Genomic DNA, 16,889 nt, shown 5'->3' on the forward strand with positions numbered 1-16,889 from the left:
TCGGCTTGATCCGCTCCCCCGGGCTGCCCATCTTAGCAGGGCACAACAGGAGAGAGACGATGTATACCGTCACCGGCATCCCGCTCACCCGCACCTTCCGGGTGCTTTGGGCGCTTGAAGAGCTTGGGGAACCTTACGAACTGAAACAGCACGGGCCGCGCAGCCCGGAAGTTCAGGCGCTGAATATTTCGGGCAAGGTGCCGGTGCTGCAGGCGGATGGGGAAACCATCACCGATTCGACCGCCATCCTCACTTACCTGGCCGACAAGCATGGCGCGCTGACCGCCCCCGCCGGCACCGTGGCCCGCGCCAAGCAGGACGCCATCACCCATTTATTGCTGGACGAAGTCGATGCCGTGCTCTGGGCCGCAGCCCGCCACAGCTTCATCCTGCCTGAGGAACAGCGGGTGCCGGAAGTGAAAGGCAGCCTGAAATGGGAATTTTCCCACAATCTGGCGCGGCTCGAAGGCAAGATGGCCGGCCCCTTCCTGATGGGAGAGGAGTTCACCATCGCGGATATCATCTGCACCCACTGTCTGAACTGGGCCCGCAGCGCGAAATTCCCTGTCGAAGGCGAAAAGCTGCAGGACTACGGCAAGCGGATGCGGGACCGCGAGGCTTATCAGCGGGTTGCGGCGCTCGCCAAGTAAGCTGCGGCAGCCCGCCCGGCCCAGCGCCCGGTTGCCAGGCAGGCGGTCAGCAGGTAGCCGCCTGTCGGCGCTTCCCAATCCAGCATTTCCCCGGCGCAGAACGTGCCGGGGATCTGTTTCAGCATCAACCCCTCGTCCAGCGCATCCCGGCATACGCCGCCAGCGGTGGAAATCGCTTCGTCCATCGGCCGCAGGCCTGCGTGATTGACTGGCAGCGCTTTGATCAACCGGGCCAGGGCCTGGATATCCTGCGGCAAAGGCCGTCCGAACTCTTGCAGTACTGCTGCCCGGGCAGCTCCCAGCTTCAGCACCTTTCGCAAATGATTAGTATGGCTCGCCTTACCGCGCGGACGGGACAGGCGGCGGACAATTTCTGCCATGTCCAGATCCGGAAGCAAATCCATCCGCAGCGTCTCTCCCTCCCGCACGGCGGCGCAGACGGAATAGACCCCACCGCCTTCCAGCCCGCGCTCCGATATCACGGCTTCCCCGCGGGAAGACACAGGGCCGGCCTGCAATGCGATTCCCTTGAGCGGCTGCCCGAACTGCAGCGCCATGAAACCGGACCAATCCACCAGGAGCCCTGCATTTGCAGGTTTGAACGGTGCAAATTCTACAGCTTTTTCGAGCAGCAGAGGAACCCAGCCCCCGTCCGAGCCAAGCCGCGCCCAGCTGGCGCCGCCCAGTGCCAGAACCACCGCCCTGGCTTCAATCCGTTTTGCCCCGTCCGGGGTTTCAAAAGCAAGCACGCTGCCCTCCCAGCCAGTCCAGCGCCAGCGCGTGCGGACATGTGCGCCGAAGCCATCAAGGCGTGCAAGCCAGGCGCGCAGCAGCGGTGAAGCTTTCATGACCACCGGAAACACCCGGCCCGTTGAGCCGGTGAACAGCTCGCTCCCCAATCCCCGCGCCCAATCCTGAACGGCCTGTGCATCACAGAGGCGGATCATTGGCATCAGCCAGTCTGCGGCCTCTCCATAGCGGGCAATCAACTGCTCAAACGGATCGTCCTTTGTCAGATTCAATCCGGATTTGCCCGCCATCAGGAACTTGCGGGCCGCCGACGGCTTGGCCTCGGCCACCAGCACGCGGTACCCGGCGCGGCCCAGCTCCTCGGCGGCCATAAGCCCTGCAGGCCCGGCTCCGACCACCACTGCATCCCAAGTTTCCGTCATGCCACCCCCTTGCCAGCGCCCGTTTCCAGCGCCCGGCGACAGCGCTTCACTTCACTGCACGGGGCCCATGCAGCCCGTGTATATTCATTCCATTCCGCCCGCAAAGCGGCCAGTCACTCCCGGGCTATACACGTCCCGTCAACCCTGAGTGAACAAATGGTAACCCGGGTGGGCTACGGCGCGCAGGCTGGTAATCGGAGCGTCGCCGATCCAGGTTGTGCGTTCCATGACAAACAGCGCATTGCCGACGTCACTCTGGAGTATTTCGCTGTCGCGTTTGGTTCCGCGGCGCGCATACAGGCGTAAATCGCACCTGCTGTAGGGACGGTTGCGGACAAGCCATTCGTTTGCGCTTTCGCGGGTCAGGTCCACATCCTTTATCTCCGGCACGGTTTCCACGCAGATCCAACGGTCTTCGAAGACATAGGGGCGGCTGTCGGCAAGATGCAATGCTTCGACTCGCAGCATCGGGCGGGCTTCATGCAGGCCGAAATTGGCCAGTATGGCCGGGTGGAATGGCTGCCTCGACTGTCGGATCAACTGGTAGCGGTACACGCTGCCTTTCTGCTCGGCCTCAAGCCTTGTGATTGGAATACTTAGGGTTGCGCGGGTCACAGGATCGCGCTGCAACGTTGTGCCGCCCTTGCGGCGCCGCTGCACCAGCCCGTTTTGGGCCAGATCTTGCATTGCCCGGTGAACGGTGGAGCGGGCGCAGCCGAATCGGGCGGCGAATTCCTCATCCTGCGGCAGCTTGTCTCCCGGCCCGTAGGTGGAGTTCAGAATCATCTCCCGGATGCTATCGCGGATAGTTACCCAGGAATGCCGTGGCTTGTCCGTCAATATTCATTCCCCCAGATCAAACGGGAAAACAATTGCCGCCGCTCCATATTGCAGTCTGCGCAGAAAGGCGAAATTGATCCGCGCAACTGTGATTGACATTAATATGTATCCACATATTAATGTAAAGCGCCTACAAAACATAGCGAAGTCTGCGCTGCCGGCATCCGCCCATCGCAGATGCACCGACAGACGGAGGAATGAAAACATGGAAAGACGCGCGTTTTTGAAAACCGGCGCATTGGGCGCAGCAGCAGCAACGCTGGCCAGCCCCGCCATTGCCCAGGGCAAAATGCAATGGAAGATGGTTACCGCCTGGCCGAAAAACCTGCCTGGCCCCGGTGTAGCGGCACAGATGCTGGCCGACCGGATCACCACCCTTTCGGGCGGCAGAATCGAGGTAAAGCTTTTTGCCGCCGGTGAACTGGTTCCGGGCCGGGGTGCGTTTGACGCGGTTTCCGAAGGCACAGCCGAGCTGTACCACGCCGTGCCGGCATATTGGGGGTCGAAATCCAAAGGTATCCTGCTGTTCGGCTCGCAGCCTTTCGGCCTCCGCGCGGACGAGCAATTCGGCTGGATGTACCACGGCGGCGGCCAGGCTCTTTATGACGAGATGTACGGCCGTTTCGGCATCAAACCCTTCCTGTGCGGCAATTCCGGGCCGCAGTGGGGCGGCTGGTTCAAGTCCGAGATCAACTCTGCCGAGGACCTGAAAGGGCTGAAGTTCCGAACAACAGGTCTGGCATCGGAGATGGCATCGAAACTGGGCATGGCGGCGGAAGCCACCAGCGGCCCGGCGATGTTCCAAGGGCTGCAGACCGGGGCGCTGGACGCGGGCGAATTCATCGGGCCGTGGACCGACAGCGCGCTGGGATATTACCAGGTGGCTAAGAATTACTACTGGCCCGGCGTGGGCGAACCATCCTCGGCCGAGGAGTGCGGTGTCAACGCCGCCGTGTTTGCTGAGCTTCCAGAAGATCTGCAGCAGGTGGTGACGATGGCCTGCGAAAGCCTCTACAACCCGGTGTGGACCGAATACACCACAAAGCACGCGCTGGCGTTGAAGACGATGGTCGACGAGCATGGGGTGCAAGTGAAGATGTTCCCCGAAGACGTTATCACCGCCATGGGCACCGCCGCCAAGGAAGTGCTTGCCGAGCTGCAGGAAGATGAAGACGAACTGGTCCGCCGCATCACCGAAAGCTTCATCGCCTACCGCGACAGCGTCGGCGGTTACATGACCTACGCCGACAATGGCCAGATGAATGCCCGCGCCTCGGTGATGGGCTACTGATCTGCAAAACACCTGCCGGCGCCTGAGGAAACCAGGCGCCGGCTTTTTGATGGGGAGAGAGCAGCATGTTACGGGTTGCGGATACGCTGGACGTCATCAACCAGGGGCTGGCGCATGTGATACGCTGGCTGGCGCTGATCATGGTGCTGGTGCAGTTTGCCATTGTGGTCGGGCGCTATGTGTTCGGGGTGAATTCGATCGCCGCTCAGGAAAGCGTGCTGTACATGCATTCCACCCTGTTCATGCTGGCCGCGGGTTACACGCTGCTGGTAGACAAGCACGTCCGCGTCGACGTGTTCTATGCGGCGGCGGCGGCGCGCACGAAACGGCGCATCGACATTTTCGGCCACCTGTTCCTGCTGCTGCCGTCGATGGCAGCGCTGATCTATTGGTCCTGGCCCTCGGTGCGCAATTCCTGGGCCATCTTAGAGGGCCCGATTGCCGTTGGCGGCATCGAAGCCGTGTTCCTGCTGAAATCGCTGATCCCCGCCTTCTGCGTGCTGGTCATGCTGCAATCTGTTTCCCTTCTGATCCGCCTGTTTTCGGAGAGAGCCCCCCAATGACCGAATATCTTGACCTGATCATGTTCGCGGCCCTGATGGCAGCGATCCTCATGGGGTTTCCGGTGGCCTTCTCGATCGCGGGCATCGCCATCCTGTTTGCCTATCTCGGCTGGGTTCTGGGAGTGATGGATGTCACCCTGCTGGGCGCGCTCGGCCAGCGCGCCTTCGGCCTGCTCAGCAACCAGGTGCTGATCGCCATTCCGCTGTTCGTGCTGATGGGCGCGATCCTGGAGAAAAGCCGCATCGCCGAAGAGCTTCTGGACACTATGGGGCGGCTGTTCGGCCAGCTCAAGGGGGGCTTGGGCATCTCGGTGGTGCTGGTAGGGGCGCTGCTGGCGGCCTCGACCGGCATTGTCGGCGCCACGGTTGTGGCGATGGGCATGATCGCCCTGCCCGCCATGCTGCGGGCAGGCTATGACCCGCGGGTCGCCTCGGGCATCGTCTGCACGGCCGGCACGCTGGGGCAGATCATCCCGCCCTCGACGCTGCTGATTATCCTCGCCGACGTGATGTCGAACGCCTTTCAGCAAGCGCAGTATGAGCAGGGCAAATTCTCGGTCGAGGCGCTGTCGGTGGGGCAGTTCTTTGCCGCCGCCCTGATCCCCGGGCTGGTGCTGGTACTGCTGTATCTGCTGTATATCCTGGTCCGCGGCTTCTTGCGCCCGCAGGACATGCCCTCGGCTCCGGCCGGGATGGCACGGCCCAGCCGCGGCCAGGTGGTGCGCGCGGTGGTGCCGCCGATCCTGCTGATCTTTGCGGTGCTTGGCGCCATCCTGGGCGGCATCGCCACGCCGACCGAGGCGGCATCGGTGGGCGGCATCGGCGCGCTGCTGATGGCGGGGGTGCGCGCAGGCGGCCCGGCCCGGCTGATCCTGCTGGGCGCAGCGGCGCTGATCCTGCTGGGCATCCTGTCCGGCCTGCATCCGGTCCGCCTGCAGCGCGGCGACCTCAGCAGCAGCGATTTTGCGGCGGGGCTATTCTATGCGCTCCTGGCAGCGGCCGGCGCGGTTGCGATTGCCGCGGCGCTGCGCAGCGGGTTGAAAGAGCGGGTCCTGCACGAGGCGGTAACCTCAACCACCACGATGACGGCGATGATCTTTGCCACCATCCTGGCCGCGGGCATGTTCTCGCTGGTGTTCATCGGCCTTGGCGGCGAGGAGCGGGTCGCCCATATCCTCGGCAACATGCCGGGCGGCCCGACCGGCGCCCTGATCTTTTGCATGCTGTTCATTTTCGTGCTGGGCTTTTTCCTCGATTTCGTCGAGATCTCGGTCATCGTGCTGCCGCTGGTGACGCCGGCCCTGATCCTGATGGGGCATGACCCGGTCTGGCTGGGCATCCTGATCGCGATCAACTTGCAAACCTCGTTCCTGACGCCGCCATTCGGTTTCTCGCTGTTCTACCTGCGCGGTGCCGCCCCCAAGGAGGTCACCACCCGCCACATTTACAAGGGTGTCGTGCCATTTATCGGCCTGCAGGCGCTGGGGGTGCTGCTGGTCTGGCTGATCCCCGGCCTGGCGACCTGGCTGCCGTCCGCAATTTTCTGACACCAGGCGCCTTTTCCGCGCCACCCATCCCGGCCAGCGGCATCCGGGGGTTGGGCGTGCCTGGGAAACGGTGCCTGCGCTAGGTGTTTTCCAAACCTAGGAACGCTGGGCTTTGCCGCAAATACGCACCGGCAATATGCTGAAATTCCAAAGTGGTATAAGGACGCCGCCACAGCCATTCGCGGTTCGCCACGGCCCGCAAATCCGGGTCCGACGGTGTTTCGTCTGTGAAGGCCAGAAAATGCAGGTCGAACCCGAATTCCGCAACATCTTGCACCGACACCAGCTTCATATCCGCATGTGCCAGAATTTCGGCGGCGATGTCCCCGGTGCGCAAGGTGATCTGGCCGATATGCGCCCCGCCGCCCAGCGGCAGCGCTGTATCGCCTGCCCTGCCAGGCCGGCTGCCGGCAAAATCATGCTGCAGCAGCTCAATCGCATATCCTTCGGGATCATGCAGATGCGCCATATACCCGATATCGCGGAACTGATGCGGGGCGGAAACCTCAACTCCTTTGTGCCGCAGCTGTGTGCAGGCGATGTCCAGATCGGGCAGACAGATCCCGATCTTCCAATACCGCTCATCCTGCTTGGGCGGAACCTGGACACCGCCGGGCAGCAAGATCAGATCTGCATCCTGACCTGCATAACCCGCACGCCAGGCCTCGCCTTCAGCCTGAACGTCCATGCCGAACACATCCGCGTAGAATCCAGCGAGCCGCTCAGGGTTCTGCACCTGCAGCCGCAAGCCGGACAGCCGTTTCACCGGCACATCCTCAAAATCCCGGCCGCAATCTCCGGTCGGGCCTCCAAGGAATGCGCCAGCAGATTCTGCGCAGTATCCATCAGCGCGTCCGGTTCCACGATCCGGTCGACCAGGCCATAGTTGCAGGCTTCCTGGGCAGAGATTTTCTGCCCGGCCGCCAAGAGCATCTTGGTGCGCGCAGGTCCGATCAGCGCCGCCATGCGCCCGGCATCCGAGGGCTGCGGCAAGTAGCCAAGCTTCATCACCGGGTAGAAAAATTTGGCCGAGGCCACTGCAATGCGAATATCGCAAGCCAGTACCATGCCATTGGCACCGCCAGCCAAAGTGCCATTCAGCGCCGCAACTTTCAGACAGGGAATTGAAGCCATCGCATTCGACAACCGCTCCCATACCGGCGAAGTCGCCAGACCCGCCCGCGCCTCGTCCAAGTCAGCACCCGCGCTGAACACCTTACCAGTGCCGGTCAGGATCAATCCGCGGGCCTGCTGCGCGCGTTCGGCGATTTCAGCCAGTTCGGTCAGCATCGCTTCAGTCAGGGAATTCGCCTTGTCAGGACGGTTGATGGTGATGGTCCACAGGCCGTTCTGCGCAATCTCCAGATCAATCATGCCAGGCCAACCCGCTGGCGGATGCTGTCCTCGCGCAGGGAAACTTCCAAGCCGATGCAATCGTCCGCATCATCCGTGCACATCCACATCAGCGTCCGCGCGGGCCATTCGGCAGGGATATGGTCTTCCCATTCCAGCTCACTCACCGGGTTGATGCCGCTGGTCTTGATTTCGCGCTGCATCCGAGTTGCGACCGTGCCCGGCGACAGTCCCATGGCGCGGATCCCGTTGGCGCGCTCTTCCAGGTCCAGTGCTTTGGTCAGCATTGCCGCGCCTGCTTTTGACGAACAGTATGCGCTCCAGCCCTCCAGCGCATGGTGCGCTGCGCCCGAACTGACGGTGATTATGGTGCCGCCGCCCGTCGGCTTCATCAGCGGCAGCGCCGCCCGCATTCCGTTGAACACCCCGGTCAGATTAACATCAATCAGCTTGCTCCAGCCGCCGGGCTCCGCATCAGCCAATCGCGCAATAGGCTCGATCACACCAGCGTTATTGATCAATATATCCAGGCTGCCGAAGTGCTGATGCGCCTTGACCAACGCGTCCTCCACCGCCGCATAGTCTGATACATCGCAGATATAGGTCAGCGCATTTCCGCCGATCTCCTCCGCCAGCTCCCGCAGCGCCTCCCCACTCCTTGCCAACAAGGCCAGGTTGGCTCCGGCAGCGGCAAAAACCCGGGCGGTATCTGCCCCGATCCCGCGGCTGGCGCCTGTAATTGCAACTGTTTTTCCATTGAAATCCATCCGCCGTCCCTCCAAGTGGCTGCTGACCCAAGTGGTAAAGCGGTTAAGGGGAACGGTCCAGTCCAAGGCCCCCTTGACGGCACCGTCCGCCGGGCCGACGATGATTTCAATTATCTCACTGAGAAAGGTTCTCATATGTCCGTTATTATTGCACGCAGCGGCGTTGCAGCAGCAATTTTTGTTGTGTCCGCCCAAAGTGCCCTGGCCGATCTGAGTGCCCAGGACGTCTGGGCTGACTGGAAGGCGTATCTGACCAGCACCGGCTACACCGTTTCCGGCACTGAAGCTGTTTCAGGCAGTACCCTGACCGTCTCCGATGTTTCGATGGTCATGCCGATCCCGGAAGAGGACGGTTCCGGCACGGTGAGCTTCCCGGAGATCCAGTTTGTGGAAAACGGCGATGGCACTGTCAATGTGCTGCTGCCTGCGGAATTTCCTGTGGGCTTCAAATTTTCAGGCGAAGGCGAGAGCTTTGCGGGCAAACTGGTTTATGCCCATGACGGTGCTCCGATGAAAGTGTCGGGCGACACCGACAGCATGGAATATGATTACAACTCCTCCAAGGTCACCATGACGCTGCAGGAGCTGACTGCAGATGGTGAGGCTGTGCCCGCGGACGTGGCGAATGTTGAGATCGTCATGAACGATGTTGCCACAAAAACCGTTATGAAGATCGCTGGCGCGCGCAACTATGACCAGGCGCTGACTGCCTCCAGCCTCAGCTATGACATGGGGTTCAACGATCCGGAGAGCAACGGCACAGGCTCTTTTAAGGGTGCCCTGCAAGGTCTGAGCTTTACAGGCACCAGCACCGTGCCTGCCGATCTGGAAGGCCCCGACATGGCGGCGCTTCTGCGGGCCGGTTTTGCATTTGACGGCACCTTCACCTTCACCGGCGGCAACGGTGCAGTATCCGGTGCGGATGGCAGCGAGAACTTCGCCATGGAGAGCAATTCCCAAGGCGGATCAATCACAGTGGCGATGGACAGGCAGCATATGACCTATGATGTGTCCCAGATCGGCACCAATGTGAATATCACCGGTTCCGAGATCCCCTTCCCGCTGGCGCTGAGCATGGCCGAAACCGGTTTCAAACTGATGATGCCGCTCGCCAAATCCGAGGAAGAGCAGGACTTTGCCCTCGGAGTTACCCTGCGCGACTTTGCGGTTCCGGAAATGCTGTGGGGCATGGTCGACCCGACCGGCCAGTTGCCGCATGATCCGGCCACTGTGGTGCTGGACCTTGCCGGCAAAGGCAAAGTGCTGTTCGACCTGTTCGACCCGGAAGCCATGGAAGCCGTGGAATCGGGTGATGAGCAGCCGGGTGAGCTGAATGCGCTGACCGTGAAGAAACTGCAGGTCTCCGCAGCGGGTGCCGAGCTGACCGGCACAGGCAACTTCACTTTCAACAACGAGGACCTCGTCAGCTTTGACGGCATGCCTGCCCCGTCGGGCGAGGCTGACCTTAAACTGACCGGCGCCAATACCCTGATCGACAAGCTGATCGGGATGGGCCTGATGTCTGACAGCGACGCCATGGGCGCGCGGATGATGATGGGCATGCTAGCCGTGCCGGGCGAGGGTGAGGACACCCTGACTTCGAAGATTGCGATCTCCGAAAACGGCCAGATCCACGCCAATGGCCAGCGCATCAAATAACCGTCAAATTTCTGACAGGTTTTGCAAAGGGGCCGCCGCGTGCGGCCCCTTTTTTGCAGCCCGCCCTTGCGGCAAGCCGCCTCACTGGATAGCTCTTTAAGGGAGCAGAACAGAAGGTGCCCATGACCCAATCCCCCGAAGCGCTTTGCCACGCCCTGATTGATGCCGCCCGCAAGGCAGGTGCGGATGCCGCCGATGCCATGGCGGCAGAGGGCAGTTCTCTCAGCATCGAAGTCCGGACCGGCAAGCTGGAGCATGCAGAGCGCTCCGAGGGCACCGATCTGGGCCTGCGTGTATTTGTGGGCAAGCGGCAGGCGCTGGTTTCTTCATCGGACATGCGCCCCGAAACCATCGCGGCGATGGCCGAGCGAGCAGTTGCCATGGCCAAGGAAGCACCCGAGGACCCTTATGCAGGCCTTGCCGAACCGTCGCAGCTGGCCAAGAACTGGAATCTAGCGGCGTTGGAGCTGGAAGACCCCAGTGGAGAGCCGGAACCCTCTGCCCTCCAGTCTGACGCACTGGCGGCCGAAGCTGCCTGTCAGGAAATCGACGGTATAACCCAGGTGCAATCCGCAGCGGCGGGTTATGGCCGACACGTTGTGCATATGGCCGCGACCAATGGATTTTCCGGCGGCTACCATCGTACCGGCCGGTCACTTTCCTGCACCGGTATCGCAGGCAGCGGCTCAGTCATGGAGCGAGACCACGACGGGGATTCCCGCACCTTTCAGTCCGATCTGCGCAGCGCCCGGGATATTGGCCGCACCGCCGGTGAACGGGCGGTTGCACGGCTGGGCGCCCGCAAGCCCAAGACCGGCAGTTTTCCAGTGCTTTTTGACGAGCGTATATCTTCGTCTCTGGTCGGCCACTTGCTGTCTGCTGCCAATGGTGCCGCGATCGCCCGCGGCTCCTCTTGGCTGAAGGATTCACTGGGTGAACAGGTTTTGCCCGGCACCTTGTCCATTATTGAAGATCCGCACCGGCCGCGCATTTCCGGCTCCCGCCCCTTTGACGGAGAAGGGCTGCCCACCAGCAAGCGCACCGTGGTCGACAACGGCATGTTGACCGGCTGGACGCTGGACCTTGCCTCTGCCCGAAAACTGGGCCTGGAAAGCACCGCCAACGCCGCCCGCGGTATCGGTGGGGTGCCCTCGCCCGCGACCTGGAACCTTGCGCTGACTGAAGGAGAAGCCAGCCGCGAGGATCTCCTTGGGCAAATGGGCACTGGCCTCCTGGTGACATCGATGATCGGATCCACCATCAACCCCAACACCGGCGATTATTCCCGCGGGGCGTCGGGTTTCTGGGTGGAAAACGGCGAGATCGCCTACCCGGTCAATGAATGCACCATCGCGGGCAACCTGCTGGAAATGCTGCGCCGGATCGTTCCCGCCAATGACGCGCGCCGGCACCTATCGACCGTAGTGCCGTCACTGCTGATCGAAGGAATGACCCTTGCCGGCAACTGACCTTTCCCTGCTTGTGAAAGCGGCGGAACAGGCCGGCGATATTGCGTGCCGTTTTTCTGGCCCCCAAGCCAAACGCTGGGACAAGCCCGGCGGCGCTGGTCCCGTGACCGAAGCCGACCTGGCAGTCAATGCCATGCTCGAAGACCTGCTGCAGCAGGCGCGGCCCGGCTACGGCTGGCTGTCTGAAGAAAGCGAAGACAACAACGCGCGGCTGCTGCGCGAAAAGGTCTTCATCATCGACCCCATCGACGGCACCCGCAGCTTTGCCGAAGGCTCTCGCACCTGGGCGCATTCCATTGCCGTCGCTGAACACGGCGTGGTGACCGCCGCCGTGATCTACCTGCCGCAGCGGGAGCTGATGTACACAGCCGCCAAGGGACTGGGGGCGGATTGCAACGGCGCTTCGATTCATGTGTCCCGCGCCACGGATCTGTCCCGTACTGAAGTGCTTGCCGCCAAACCCAACCTGCAGGCCCATCACTGGCAGGGCGGCAGCCCGCCCGCATTTATCCGCAGCTACCGGCCCTCGCTTGCTTACAGGCTGGCCAAGGTGGCGGACGGCCGTTTCGGCGCCATGCTGACGCTGCGTCCCAGTTGGGAATGGGACATCGCGGCAGGCGATCTGCTGATACGCGAGGCCGGCGGCATTCTTACGGACCAAGCCGGCAAACCCCTGCGGTTTAACAATCCGCACCCGCGCCTGAACGGTGTGGTCGCTGGTAATTCGGCGCTGCAGGCTTCGCTGCTGGCGGCACTGGACCCGAACGGTCCTGGCATCGCTGGACATTTAACCTGACCGGCCTTAAGCGGCAGCAGCAGCGCCATCGTCACGCGCAAATTTATCACAGACAAACCCGCATGTTGCAGATACCTTGGGCCGGAAATTTCAGATCGAGCCAGATGCAACGGCGAACCACAGCTTCCAACTCCTCCTCCGTTCTGCAGCCCCGCCCCAAAGGAGAGCTGTTGTGGGTGCACGCAACCACTTCTGAACGGTATCACGCACTGTGCGATATCGGCCGCCGCCTCAAATCCCTGCGCCCGGACTTGTCGGTGCTGGCGAGCTGGGAGCCCGGACTGCGGCTGACTGGCACAGTTGGCTGCGATATTCCGATTGGCCCGCTGCCTGAAGACACCATGGCCGAGGCCCGCGGATTCCTGAACCATTGGCAACCCGACGCTTGCATCTGGACCGGCCCACCGGCACGGCGGGTACTGCTTCGGCAATTACGTGAGAACGGCATTGGGGTGCTGCTGGCGGATCTGCTGGAGGATGAAATGCCCAACCGCGCCAGCCGCTGGCTGCCGGACCAGCGGCGGCGGCTGCTGGACGGGCTAACCTGCATCCTGACCCCCTCCAAGGCAGTACATGCCCGGTTGCTCCGGATCGGATTTCCTGGCGAGCGGGTGCAATTGGCCGGCAAGCTGCGGGTGTCAGCAATTCCGCCCGGATGCAATGATGAGGAACTTGTCGCAATGCAGCAGACCCTGGGCAGCCGCCCGGTCTGGCTGGCCGCCCATACCAAGCTCAGCGAACTTCCCCGTATTCTGGACGCGCATCGCGCCGCCTTACGGCTGCTGCACCGGCTGCTGCTTGTGGTCGCGCTGGAAAACAGCGTAGATCTTGCAGCAGCCCGCCGCCTGCTGCAGGACAGCGGGCTGTCCTTTGCCGATTGGGAAGACGGCGGTGAACCCGAGGATCTCACCCAGGTGCTGTTGGCGGGCAGCGAGGATTTAGGCCTGTGGTACCGCCTGTCTCCAGCCGCGCTGATCGCCAGCAGCCTGGACCCTGGGGCGCAGGGCCAGTCACCATTGGACGCCGCAGCCTTAGGCTCGGCTCTGCTGCACGGGCCGGGTATCCATGCTCACCGCGACCTGTATGAAAGACTGGCCGCGGCGGGTGCCGCCCAGCCGGTGCTGTCTCAATCGGAACTGGCCGATACAGTCGTTGCGCTTTCCGCCCCGGACAAGGCCGCCGAAATGGCACTGGCCGGCTGGCAAAGCGTCACTGAAAGCGCCGCCACAGCAGACATGTTATTGGAAATGGTCCAGACCCTTCTGGACCAGCGCGAGGAGACCGATGCGGGCACCTGAATTCTGGCACAAACCGCCGGGTGATTTTGACTTCCGGTCAGCTTTGCTGGCGCCGCTTGGCTGGCTCTATGCACGCGCCACTGCTTTCCGGATAGCCAAAGGCAGCCCAGTGCGGGCTGGCGTCCCGGTGATCTGCGTTGGCAATCTGAATGCCGGCGGCACCGGCAAGACGCCCACTGTGATCTGGCTGCTGGAAACGTTGCGCAACCAAGGGCATGAACCGCATGTTGTCACCCGCGGCTATGGCGGCACGCTGGAAGGGCCGGTGCAAGTCTTTCCTCACCGCCACAAAGCCGCGCAGACGGGCGATGAACCGCTTCTTCTGGCAGCCTTTGCCGATGTATGGGTTGCCAAGAACCGTGCCGCCGGCGCGCGCGCCGCAGCAGACTCAGGGGCAACTGTCATCGTGCTGGACGACGGATTTCAGAACCCCGCGGTGGCCAAGGACCTGTCCCTGATCGTGGCGGATGCGCAGCAAGGCTTCGGCAATGGCCGCTGCCTGCCGGCCGGCCCGCTGCGCGAGCCGGTTGCCATTGGATTGAAGCGGGCTGACGCCGTGCTTTCGCTTGGGCCGCAAGAGGCTCAGGAAACTTTTGCCGCGGGCTGGGGGAGCCATCTGCAGGGCTTGCCGCATTTCACTGGTGCGCTGCGGCCTTTGCAAACCGGGATGCCCTGGAACGGGACACGCGTTCTTGCCTTTGCAGGCATCGGTCACCCGCAGAAGTTTTTCAACACTCTGCGCGGCCTTGGCGCCGACATTGCCCGCGCCGAAGCGCTGGACGATCACCAGCCGCTTTCACCGGCGCTGATGACCCGGCTGGAAAACGAATCCAAGCTGCTGAACGCCCAGCTGGTCACAACAGAAAAAGACGCCGTCCGCCTGCCGGATAGCTTCCGTTCCAAGGTCATCACCTTGCCTGTGCGGATGCAGGTTGCTGGAGATGATGCGTTGAAGGAACTGTTGAAGAAGGCGGCACCTGCACCCTGACCCTTAGCTCCAGCCGAGGCCGCGGGAAGAGCGCCTGCCCGGCATTCTCCGCCTAAAAATAAGCCCGGGCTCACGACCCAGGCTTAAAATCTTTTCTGCAGAAAACAGTTCAGCCTTCCAGTTCTGCGTCCAACAGCGCCTTAAAATCTTCATAAGACTGGTTAGAAATCTTCTCGCCGTTCAGAATGAACGACGGCGTTGACTCGATTCCGTGCTCGGTTGCGTTTTCCTGATACCAGGCCACGAGGGTTTGCGCTTTCTCGCCATCCTGCAGGCAAGCTTCCAACTGCTCGTCCCCGATCCCCGCCAGTCGGCCGATCTTGCGCAGCTCATCGATAATCTCGGTTGCGCCGCCGGCCCGTGCCCATTCGGACTGACCCTTGTAGATCAGATCGGAGATACCAAAAAACTTATCCGGCCCGCTGCAGCGCGCGATCATCGAAGCCCACAGCCCGTAACGATCAAAATAGACTTCGCGGTAAATGAACTTCACCTTGCCGGTGTCAATGTAATCGGCCTTTATTTGCTTAAAAGTCTCGTTGTGGAAGTTAGCGCAATGCGGACAAGTGTAGGAGGCATATTCGATCAGAGTGACTGGAGCGTCCTCCGCCCCCAGAGTCATTTCAGCTACAGTGGATGTGTCGACTTCGGCTTCCTGTGCAAAGGCCGCGCCTACCAGAGGACTCTGCGACAGATTGTTCTGAGTGTTGAACCCGGACAGGGCATAACTACCTGTTACAACCGCAAACGCGGCAAAGACACCAGACATCAGACGGGTCATTTAAACCCCTTTCCTTGCGTTTTCTGTTTTGTCAGCACGTTCTGCCCCAGACGCTCCAGGGCGGCGCGCAGATCATCGTTTTCTACACCGGCCGCCGCTTGGCTGGCAGCCGCTTTATCCTGCGGATCGGGCTGACCCGGCGCTTGCACTTTGGGGGCATACTTGAATTCCACGCGGCCGTCGGAAAATCCTGTCGGTGCCGTTTGCGTGATCCGCACCTTGGAGATGGCGTTGAAGCCATAAACTGCATTCACCCGCTCACGCAGGCGTTCCTTTTGCATTTCAAGCATTGGAGCATTGGCTCCGGTCGTCAGCACCGTCAGCGTCGCCCCAAAGGAACCGCGCCCATAGCCCACGTTCACCGGACGCGCCATTGCAGCGATATCCGGCCCGGCGATCTCTTCCCAATGGGTCAACAGCCGCGACACCGCAAAACCGCGGCTCTCCCCTGCCTTGCGGATCTGCTCGTTAAGGAGTTTGGAGGTTCGTGCGAACCCGCGTGTGGTGCTGCGCCTGAATGCCATGATCTAGCTTTTGCTCGACTGCCTGCCCTATTGTAAAGAGCCGGAATGCAGGCGCCAGCCAAACCTCGAGCCAGGGAATAACGAATGCGTGACTTGAACAGCAATTCCGCCGCGATGAGCGGAGACCTGCTTGCTTGGTATGACGTCCATGCCCGCGGGATGCCCTGGCGGGTGGGCCCCGCCGAACGTACGGCAGGCATCCGCCCCGATCCATACAAGGTTTGGCTCAGCGAAGTGATGCTGCAGCAGACTACGGTGGCCGCAGTGCGGGACTATTTTCTCCGCTTTACCAGCCGTTGGCCGACTGTGTCCGATCTTGCCGCGGCGGCTGACGCCGAAGTCATGGCCGAATGGGCCGGCCTTGGCTATTATGCCCGCGCCCGCAACCTGCTGAAGTGCGCCCGATCGGTCGCAGACGGTTTCGGTGGAGCGTTCCCGGACAATTACGATGACCTGTTAAAGCTGCCTGGTATCGGCCCCTACACGGCCGCCGCCATCGCCTCGATTGCGTTTAGCCGACCAGAGACCGTTCTGGATGGCAATGTGGAGCGGGTGATGGCCCGGCTGCATGACATTCACGAGCCGCTTCCAGGTGTGAAACCGGTGCTGAAAGCGCACGCGGCAGAACTGACCCCGTCCCAGCGCCCCGGTGACTACGCCCAGGCGGTGATGGACCTTGGCGCCACCATCTGCACACCCCGCAACCCTGCCTGCGGCATCTGTCCTTGGCGCGAACACTGTGCTGCGCAGTCTGCGGGCACTGCGGCTGAGCTGCCGAAGAAGACGCCGAAAAAACCAAAACCCACCCGGAGCGGCATCGTTTACCTGGCGAAATCTGCCGACGGCACATGGCTGCTGGAACGGCGGCCAGACAAGGGGCTGCTGGGCGGCATGCTTGGCTGGCCCGGTTCGGAGTGGAGTGACGCCCCGTGTCCGAACCCGCCCTTTGAAGCGGATTGGCAGGAGCAGGATGGTGAAGTGCGCCACACCTTTACTCATTTCCACCTGATGCTGCGGGTGATGACGGCCGAACTGCCAGCAGGTTTCAATCAGAACGCAGCACAGGAACTGATATCACGCCGCGACTTCCGCCCTTCCAGCCTGCCTACGGTAATGCGCAAGGCCTTCGAGCTTTATCAAGGCCGCTGAGGAACCCGGCGACGCGCTTGGGTTTTCAGATGTTAGGGCATA

Annotated in this window: 17 protein-coding genes; 10 read left to right on the forward strand and 7 right to left on the reverse strand. The window is 61.9% G+C overall.

Annotation, left to right across the window (positions count from 1 at the left end; translation table 11 throughout):
• Positions 1–59 precede the first annotated feature (59 nt).
• The gene (locus AC0KW6_RS10020; RefSeq protein WP_323775501.1) at positions 60–650 is read left to right on the forward strand and encodes a glutathione S-transferase family protein; all 591 of its coding nucleotides are present in this window, start codon (positions 60–62) and stop codon (positions 648–650) included.
• On the opposite strand, the gene AC0KW6_RS10025 is transcribed toward AC0KW6_RS10020, so the two are convergent.
• Together AC0KW6_RS10025 and AC0KW6_RS10030 are read right to left on the reverse strand one after the other, a co-directional pair.
• Positions 623–1,822, reverse strand: coding sequence for a TIGR03862 family flavoprotein (locus AC0KW6_RS10025; protein WP_323775502.1), 1,200 nt, complete (start codon positions 1,820–1,822; stop codon positions 623–625). The two genes, AC0KW6_RS10020 and AC0KW6_RS10025, sit on opposite strands and share 28 nt — an antisense overlap.
• Before the next feature lie 138 nt (positions 1,823–1,960).
• A complete protein-coding gene (locus AC0KW6_RS10030; RefSeq protein ID WP_474034833.1) occupies positions 1,961–2,662 on the reverse strand; it encodes a GntR family transcriptional regulator in 702 nt (233 codons plus the stop codon).
• A gap of 205 nt (positions 2,663–2,867) precedes the next feature.
• Between AC0KW6_RS10030 and AC0KW6_RS10035 the strand changes: the two genes are divergently transcribed.
• The 3 genes from AC0KW6_RS10035 to AC0KW6_RS10045 all read left to right on the forward strand — a co-directional run bounded on the left by AC0KW6_RS10035 (position 2,868) and on the right by AC0KW6_RS10045 (position 6,063).
• Complete coding sequence (locus tag AC0KW6_RS10035; protein ID WP_323775504.1) at positions 2,868–3,953, forward strand: TRAP transporter substrate-binding protein; 1,086 nt, start codon at positions 2,868–2,870, stop codon at positions 3,951–3,953.
• Between the two features lie 65 nt (positions 3,954–4,018).
• Entirely contained in the window at positions 4,019–4,516 is a 498-nt protein-coding gene (locus AC0KW6_RS10040) for a TRAP transporter small permease subunit (protein WP_323775505.1), read from the forward strand.
• Positions 4,513–6,063 (forward strand): TRAP transporter large permease, encoded by a 1,551-nt coding sequence (locus tag AC0KW6_RS10045; RefSeq protein WP_474034834.1) that lies wholly within the window; start codon positions 4,513–4,515, stop codon positions 6,061–6,063. Before AC0KW6_RS10040 ends, AC0KW6_RS10045 begins: the two co-directional genes overlap by 4 nt.
• Positions 6,064–6,142: 79 nt before the next feature.
• On the opposite strand, the gene AC0KW6_RS10050 is transcribed toward AC0KW6_RS10045, so the two are convergent.
• Genes AC0KW6_RS10050 through AC0KW6_RS10060 form a run of 3 tightly spaced genes read right to left on the reverse strand, consistent with a single transcriptional unit; the run spans position 6,143 to position 8,183 of the window.
• Entirely contained in the window at positions 6,143–6,829 is a 687-nt protein-coding gene (locus AC0KW6_RS10050; RefSeq protein WP_474034835.1) for a VOC family protein, read from the reverse strand.
• Positions 6,826–7,437, reverse strand: coding sequence for an enoyl-CoA hydratase/isomerase family protein (locus AC0KW6_RS10055; protein ID WP_474034836.1), 612 nt, complete (start codon positions 7,435–7,437; stop codon positions 6,826–6,828). The genes AC0KW6_RS10050 and AC0KW6_RS10055 overlap by 4 nt, the downstream gene beginning before the upstream one ends.
• The gene (locus AC0KW6_RS10060; RefSeq protein ID WP_474034857.1) at positions 7,434–8,183 is read right to left on the reverse strand and encodes an SDR family oxidoreductase; all 750 of its coding nucleotides are present in this window, start codon (positions 8,181–8,183) and stop codon (positions 7,434–7,436) included. Before AC0KW6_RS10060 ends, AC0KW6_RS10055 begins: the two co-directional genes overlap by 4 nt.
• A gap of 135 nt (positions 8,184–8,318) precedes the next feature.
• Here AC0KW6_RS10060 and AC0KW6_RS10065 point away from each other — a divergent pair, with 135 nt between their 5' ends.
• The 5 genes from AC0KW6_RS10065 to lpxK all read left to right on the forward strand — a co-directional run bounded on the left by AC0KW6_RS10065 (position 8,319) and on the right by lpxK (position 14,393).
• Entirely contained in the window at positions 8,319–9,842 is a 1,524-nt protein-coding gene (locus AC0KW6_RS10065) for a DUF2125 domain-containing protein (RefSeq protein WP_474034837.1), read from the forward strand.
• Between the two features lie 122 nt (positions 9,843–9,964).
• Complete coding sequence (locus tag AC0KW6_RS10070; RefSeq protein ID WP_474034838.1) at positions 9,965–11,311, forward strand: TldD/PmbA family protein; 1,347 nt, start codon at positions 9,965–9,967, stop codon at positions 11,309–11,311.
• Complete coding sequence (locus AC0KW6_RS10075) at positions 11,298–12,107, forward strand: 3'(2'),5'-bisphosphate nucleotidase CysQ (protein WP_323777187.1); 810 nt, start codon at positions 11,298–11,300, stop codon at positions 12,105–12,107. Before AC0KW6_RS10070 ends, AC0KW6_RS10075 begins: the two co-directional genes overlap by 14 nt.
• Positions 12,108–12,211: 104 nt before the next feature.
• Entirely contained in the window at positions 12,212–13,405 is a 1,194-nt protein-coding gene (locus tag AC0KW6_RS10080) for a 3-deoxy-D-manno-octulosonic acid transferase (RefSeq protein WP_323777185.1), read from the forward strand.
• Positions 13,392–14,393, forward strand: a complete 1,002-nt coding sequence (gene lpxK / locus AC0KW6_RS10085) for a tetraacyldisaccharide 4'-kinase (RefSeq protein ID WP_323777183.1) — start codon at positions 13,392–13,394, stop codon at positions 14,391–14,393. The genes AC0KW6_RS10080 and lpxK overlap by 14 nt, the downstream gene beginning before the upstream one ends.
• A gap of 109 nt (positions 14,394–14,502) precedes the next feature.
• Here lpxK and AC0KW6_RS10090 read toward each other — a convergent pair whose 3' ends face one another.
• Both AC0KW6_RS10090 and AC0KW6_RS10095 read right to left on the reverse strand, forming a co-directional pair.
• Complete coding sequence (locus AC0KW6_RS10090) at positions 14,503–15,174, reverse strand: DsbA family protein (RefSeq protein ID WP_323777181.1); 672 nt, start codon at positions 15,172–15,174, stop codon at positions 14,503–14,505.
• Positions 15,171–15,698: a DUF721 domain-containing protein gene (locus tag AC0KW6_RS10095; protein ID WP_323777179.1), complete on the reverse strand. Its 528-nt coding sequence runs from the start codon at positions 15,696–15,698 to the stop codon at positions 15,171–15,173. The genes AC0KW6_RS10090 and AC0KW6_RS10095 overlap by 4 nt, the downstream gene beginning before the upstream one ends.
• Before the next feature lie 84 nt (positions 15,699–15,782).
• On the opposite strand from AC0KW6_RS10095, the gene mutY reads away from it, so the two are divergent.
• Positions 15,783–16,847: an A/G-specific adenine glycosylase gene (gene mutY / locus AC0KW6_RS10100; RefSeq protein ID WP_323777178.1), complete on the forward strand. Its 1,065-nt coding sequence runs from the start codon at positions 15,783–15,785 to the stop codon at positions 16,845–16,847.
• Positions 16,848–16,889: the final 42 nt, after the last annotated feature.

This window comes from Leisingera sp. SA215, from assembly GCF_055902035.1.

Coding starts and splice junctions, on each gene's coding strand:
- AC0KW6_RS10020 (WP_323775501.1), top strand. CDS start 60: ATGTATACCGTCACCGGCATCCCGCTCACCCGCACCTTCCGGGTGCTT.
- AC0KW6_RS10025 (WP_323775502.1), bottom strand. CDS start 1,822: ATGACGGAAACTTGGGATGCAGTGGTGGTCGGAGCCGGGCCTGCAGGG.
- AC0KW6_RS10035 (WP_323775504.1), top strand. CDS start 2,868: ATGGAAAGACGCGCGTTTTTGAAAACCGGCGCATTGGGCGCAGCAGCA.
- AC0KW6_RS10040 (WP_323775505.1), top strand. CDS start 4,019: ATGTTACGGGTTGCGGATACGCTGGACGTCATCAACCAGGGGCTGGCG.
- AC0KW6_RS10045 (WP_474034834.1), top strand. CDS start 4,513: ATGACCGAATATCTTGACCTGATCATGTTCGCGGCCCTGATGGCAGCG.
- AC0KW6_RS10055 (WP_474034836.1), bottom strand. CDS start 7,437: ATGATTGATCTGGAGATTGCGCAGAACGGCCTGTGGACCATCACCATC.
- AC0KW6_RS10060 (WP_474034857.1), bottom strand. CDS start 8,183: ATGGATTTCAATGGAAAAACAGTTGCAATTACAGGCGCCAGCCGCGGG.
- AC0KW6_RS10065 (WP_474034837.1), top strand. CDS start 8,319: ATGTCCGTTATTATTGCACGCAGCGGCGTTGCAGCAGCAATTTTTGTT.
- AC0KW6_RS10070 (WP_474034838.1), top strand. CDS start 9,965: ATGACCCAATCCCCCGAAGCGCTTTGCCACGCCCTGATTGATGCCGCC.
- AC0KW6_RS10080 (WP_323777185.1), top strand. CDS start 12,212: ATGCAACGGCGAACCACAGCTTCCAACTCCTCCTCCGTTCTGCAGCCC.
- lpxK (WP_323777183.1), top strand. CDS start 13,392: ATGCGGGCACCTGAATTCTGGCACAAACCGCCGGGTGATTTTGACTTC.
- AC0KW6_RS10090 (WP_323777181.1), bottom strand. CDS start 15,174: ATGACCCGTCTGATGTCTGGTGTCTTTGCCGCGTTTGCGGTTGTAACA.
- AC0KW6_RS10095 (WP_323777179.1), bottom strand. CDS start 15,698: ATGGCATTCAGGCGCAGCACCACACGCGGGTTCGCACGAACCTCCAAA.
- mutY (WP_323777178.1), top strand. CDS start 15,783: ATGCGTGACTTGAACAGCAATTCCGCCGCGATGAGCGGAGACCTGCTT.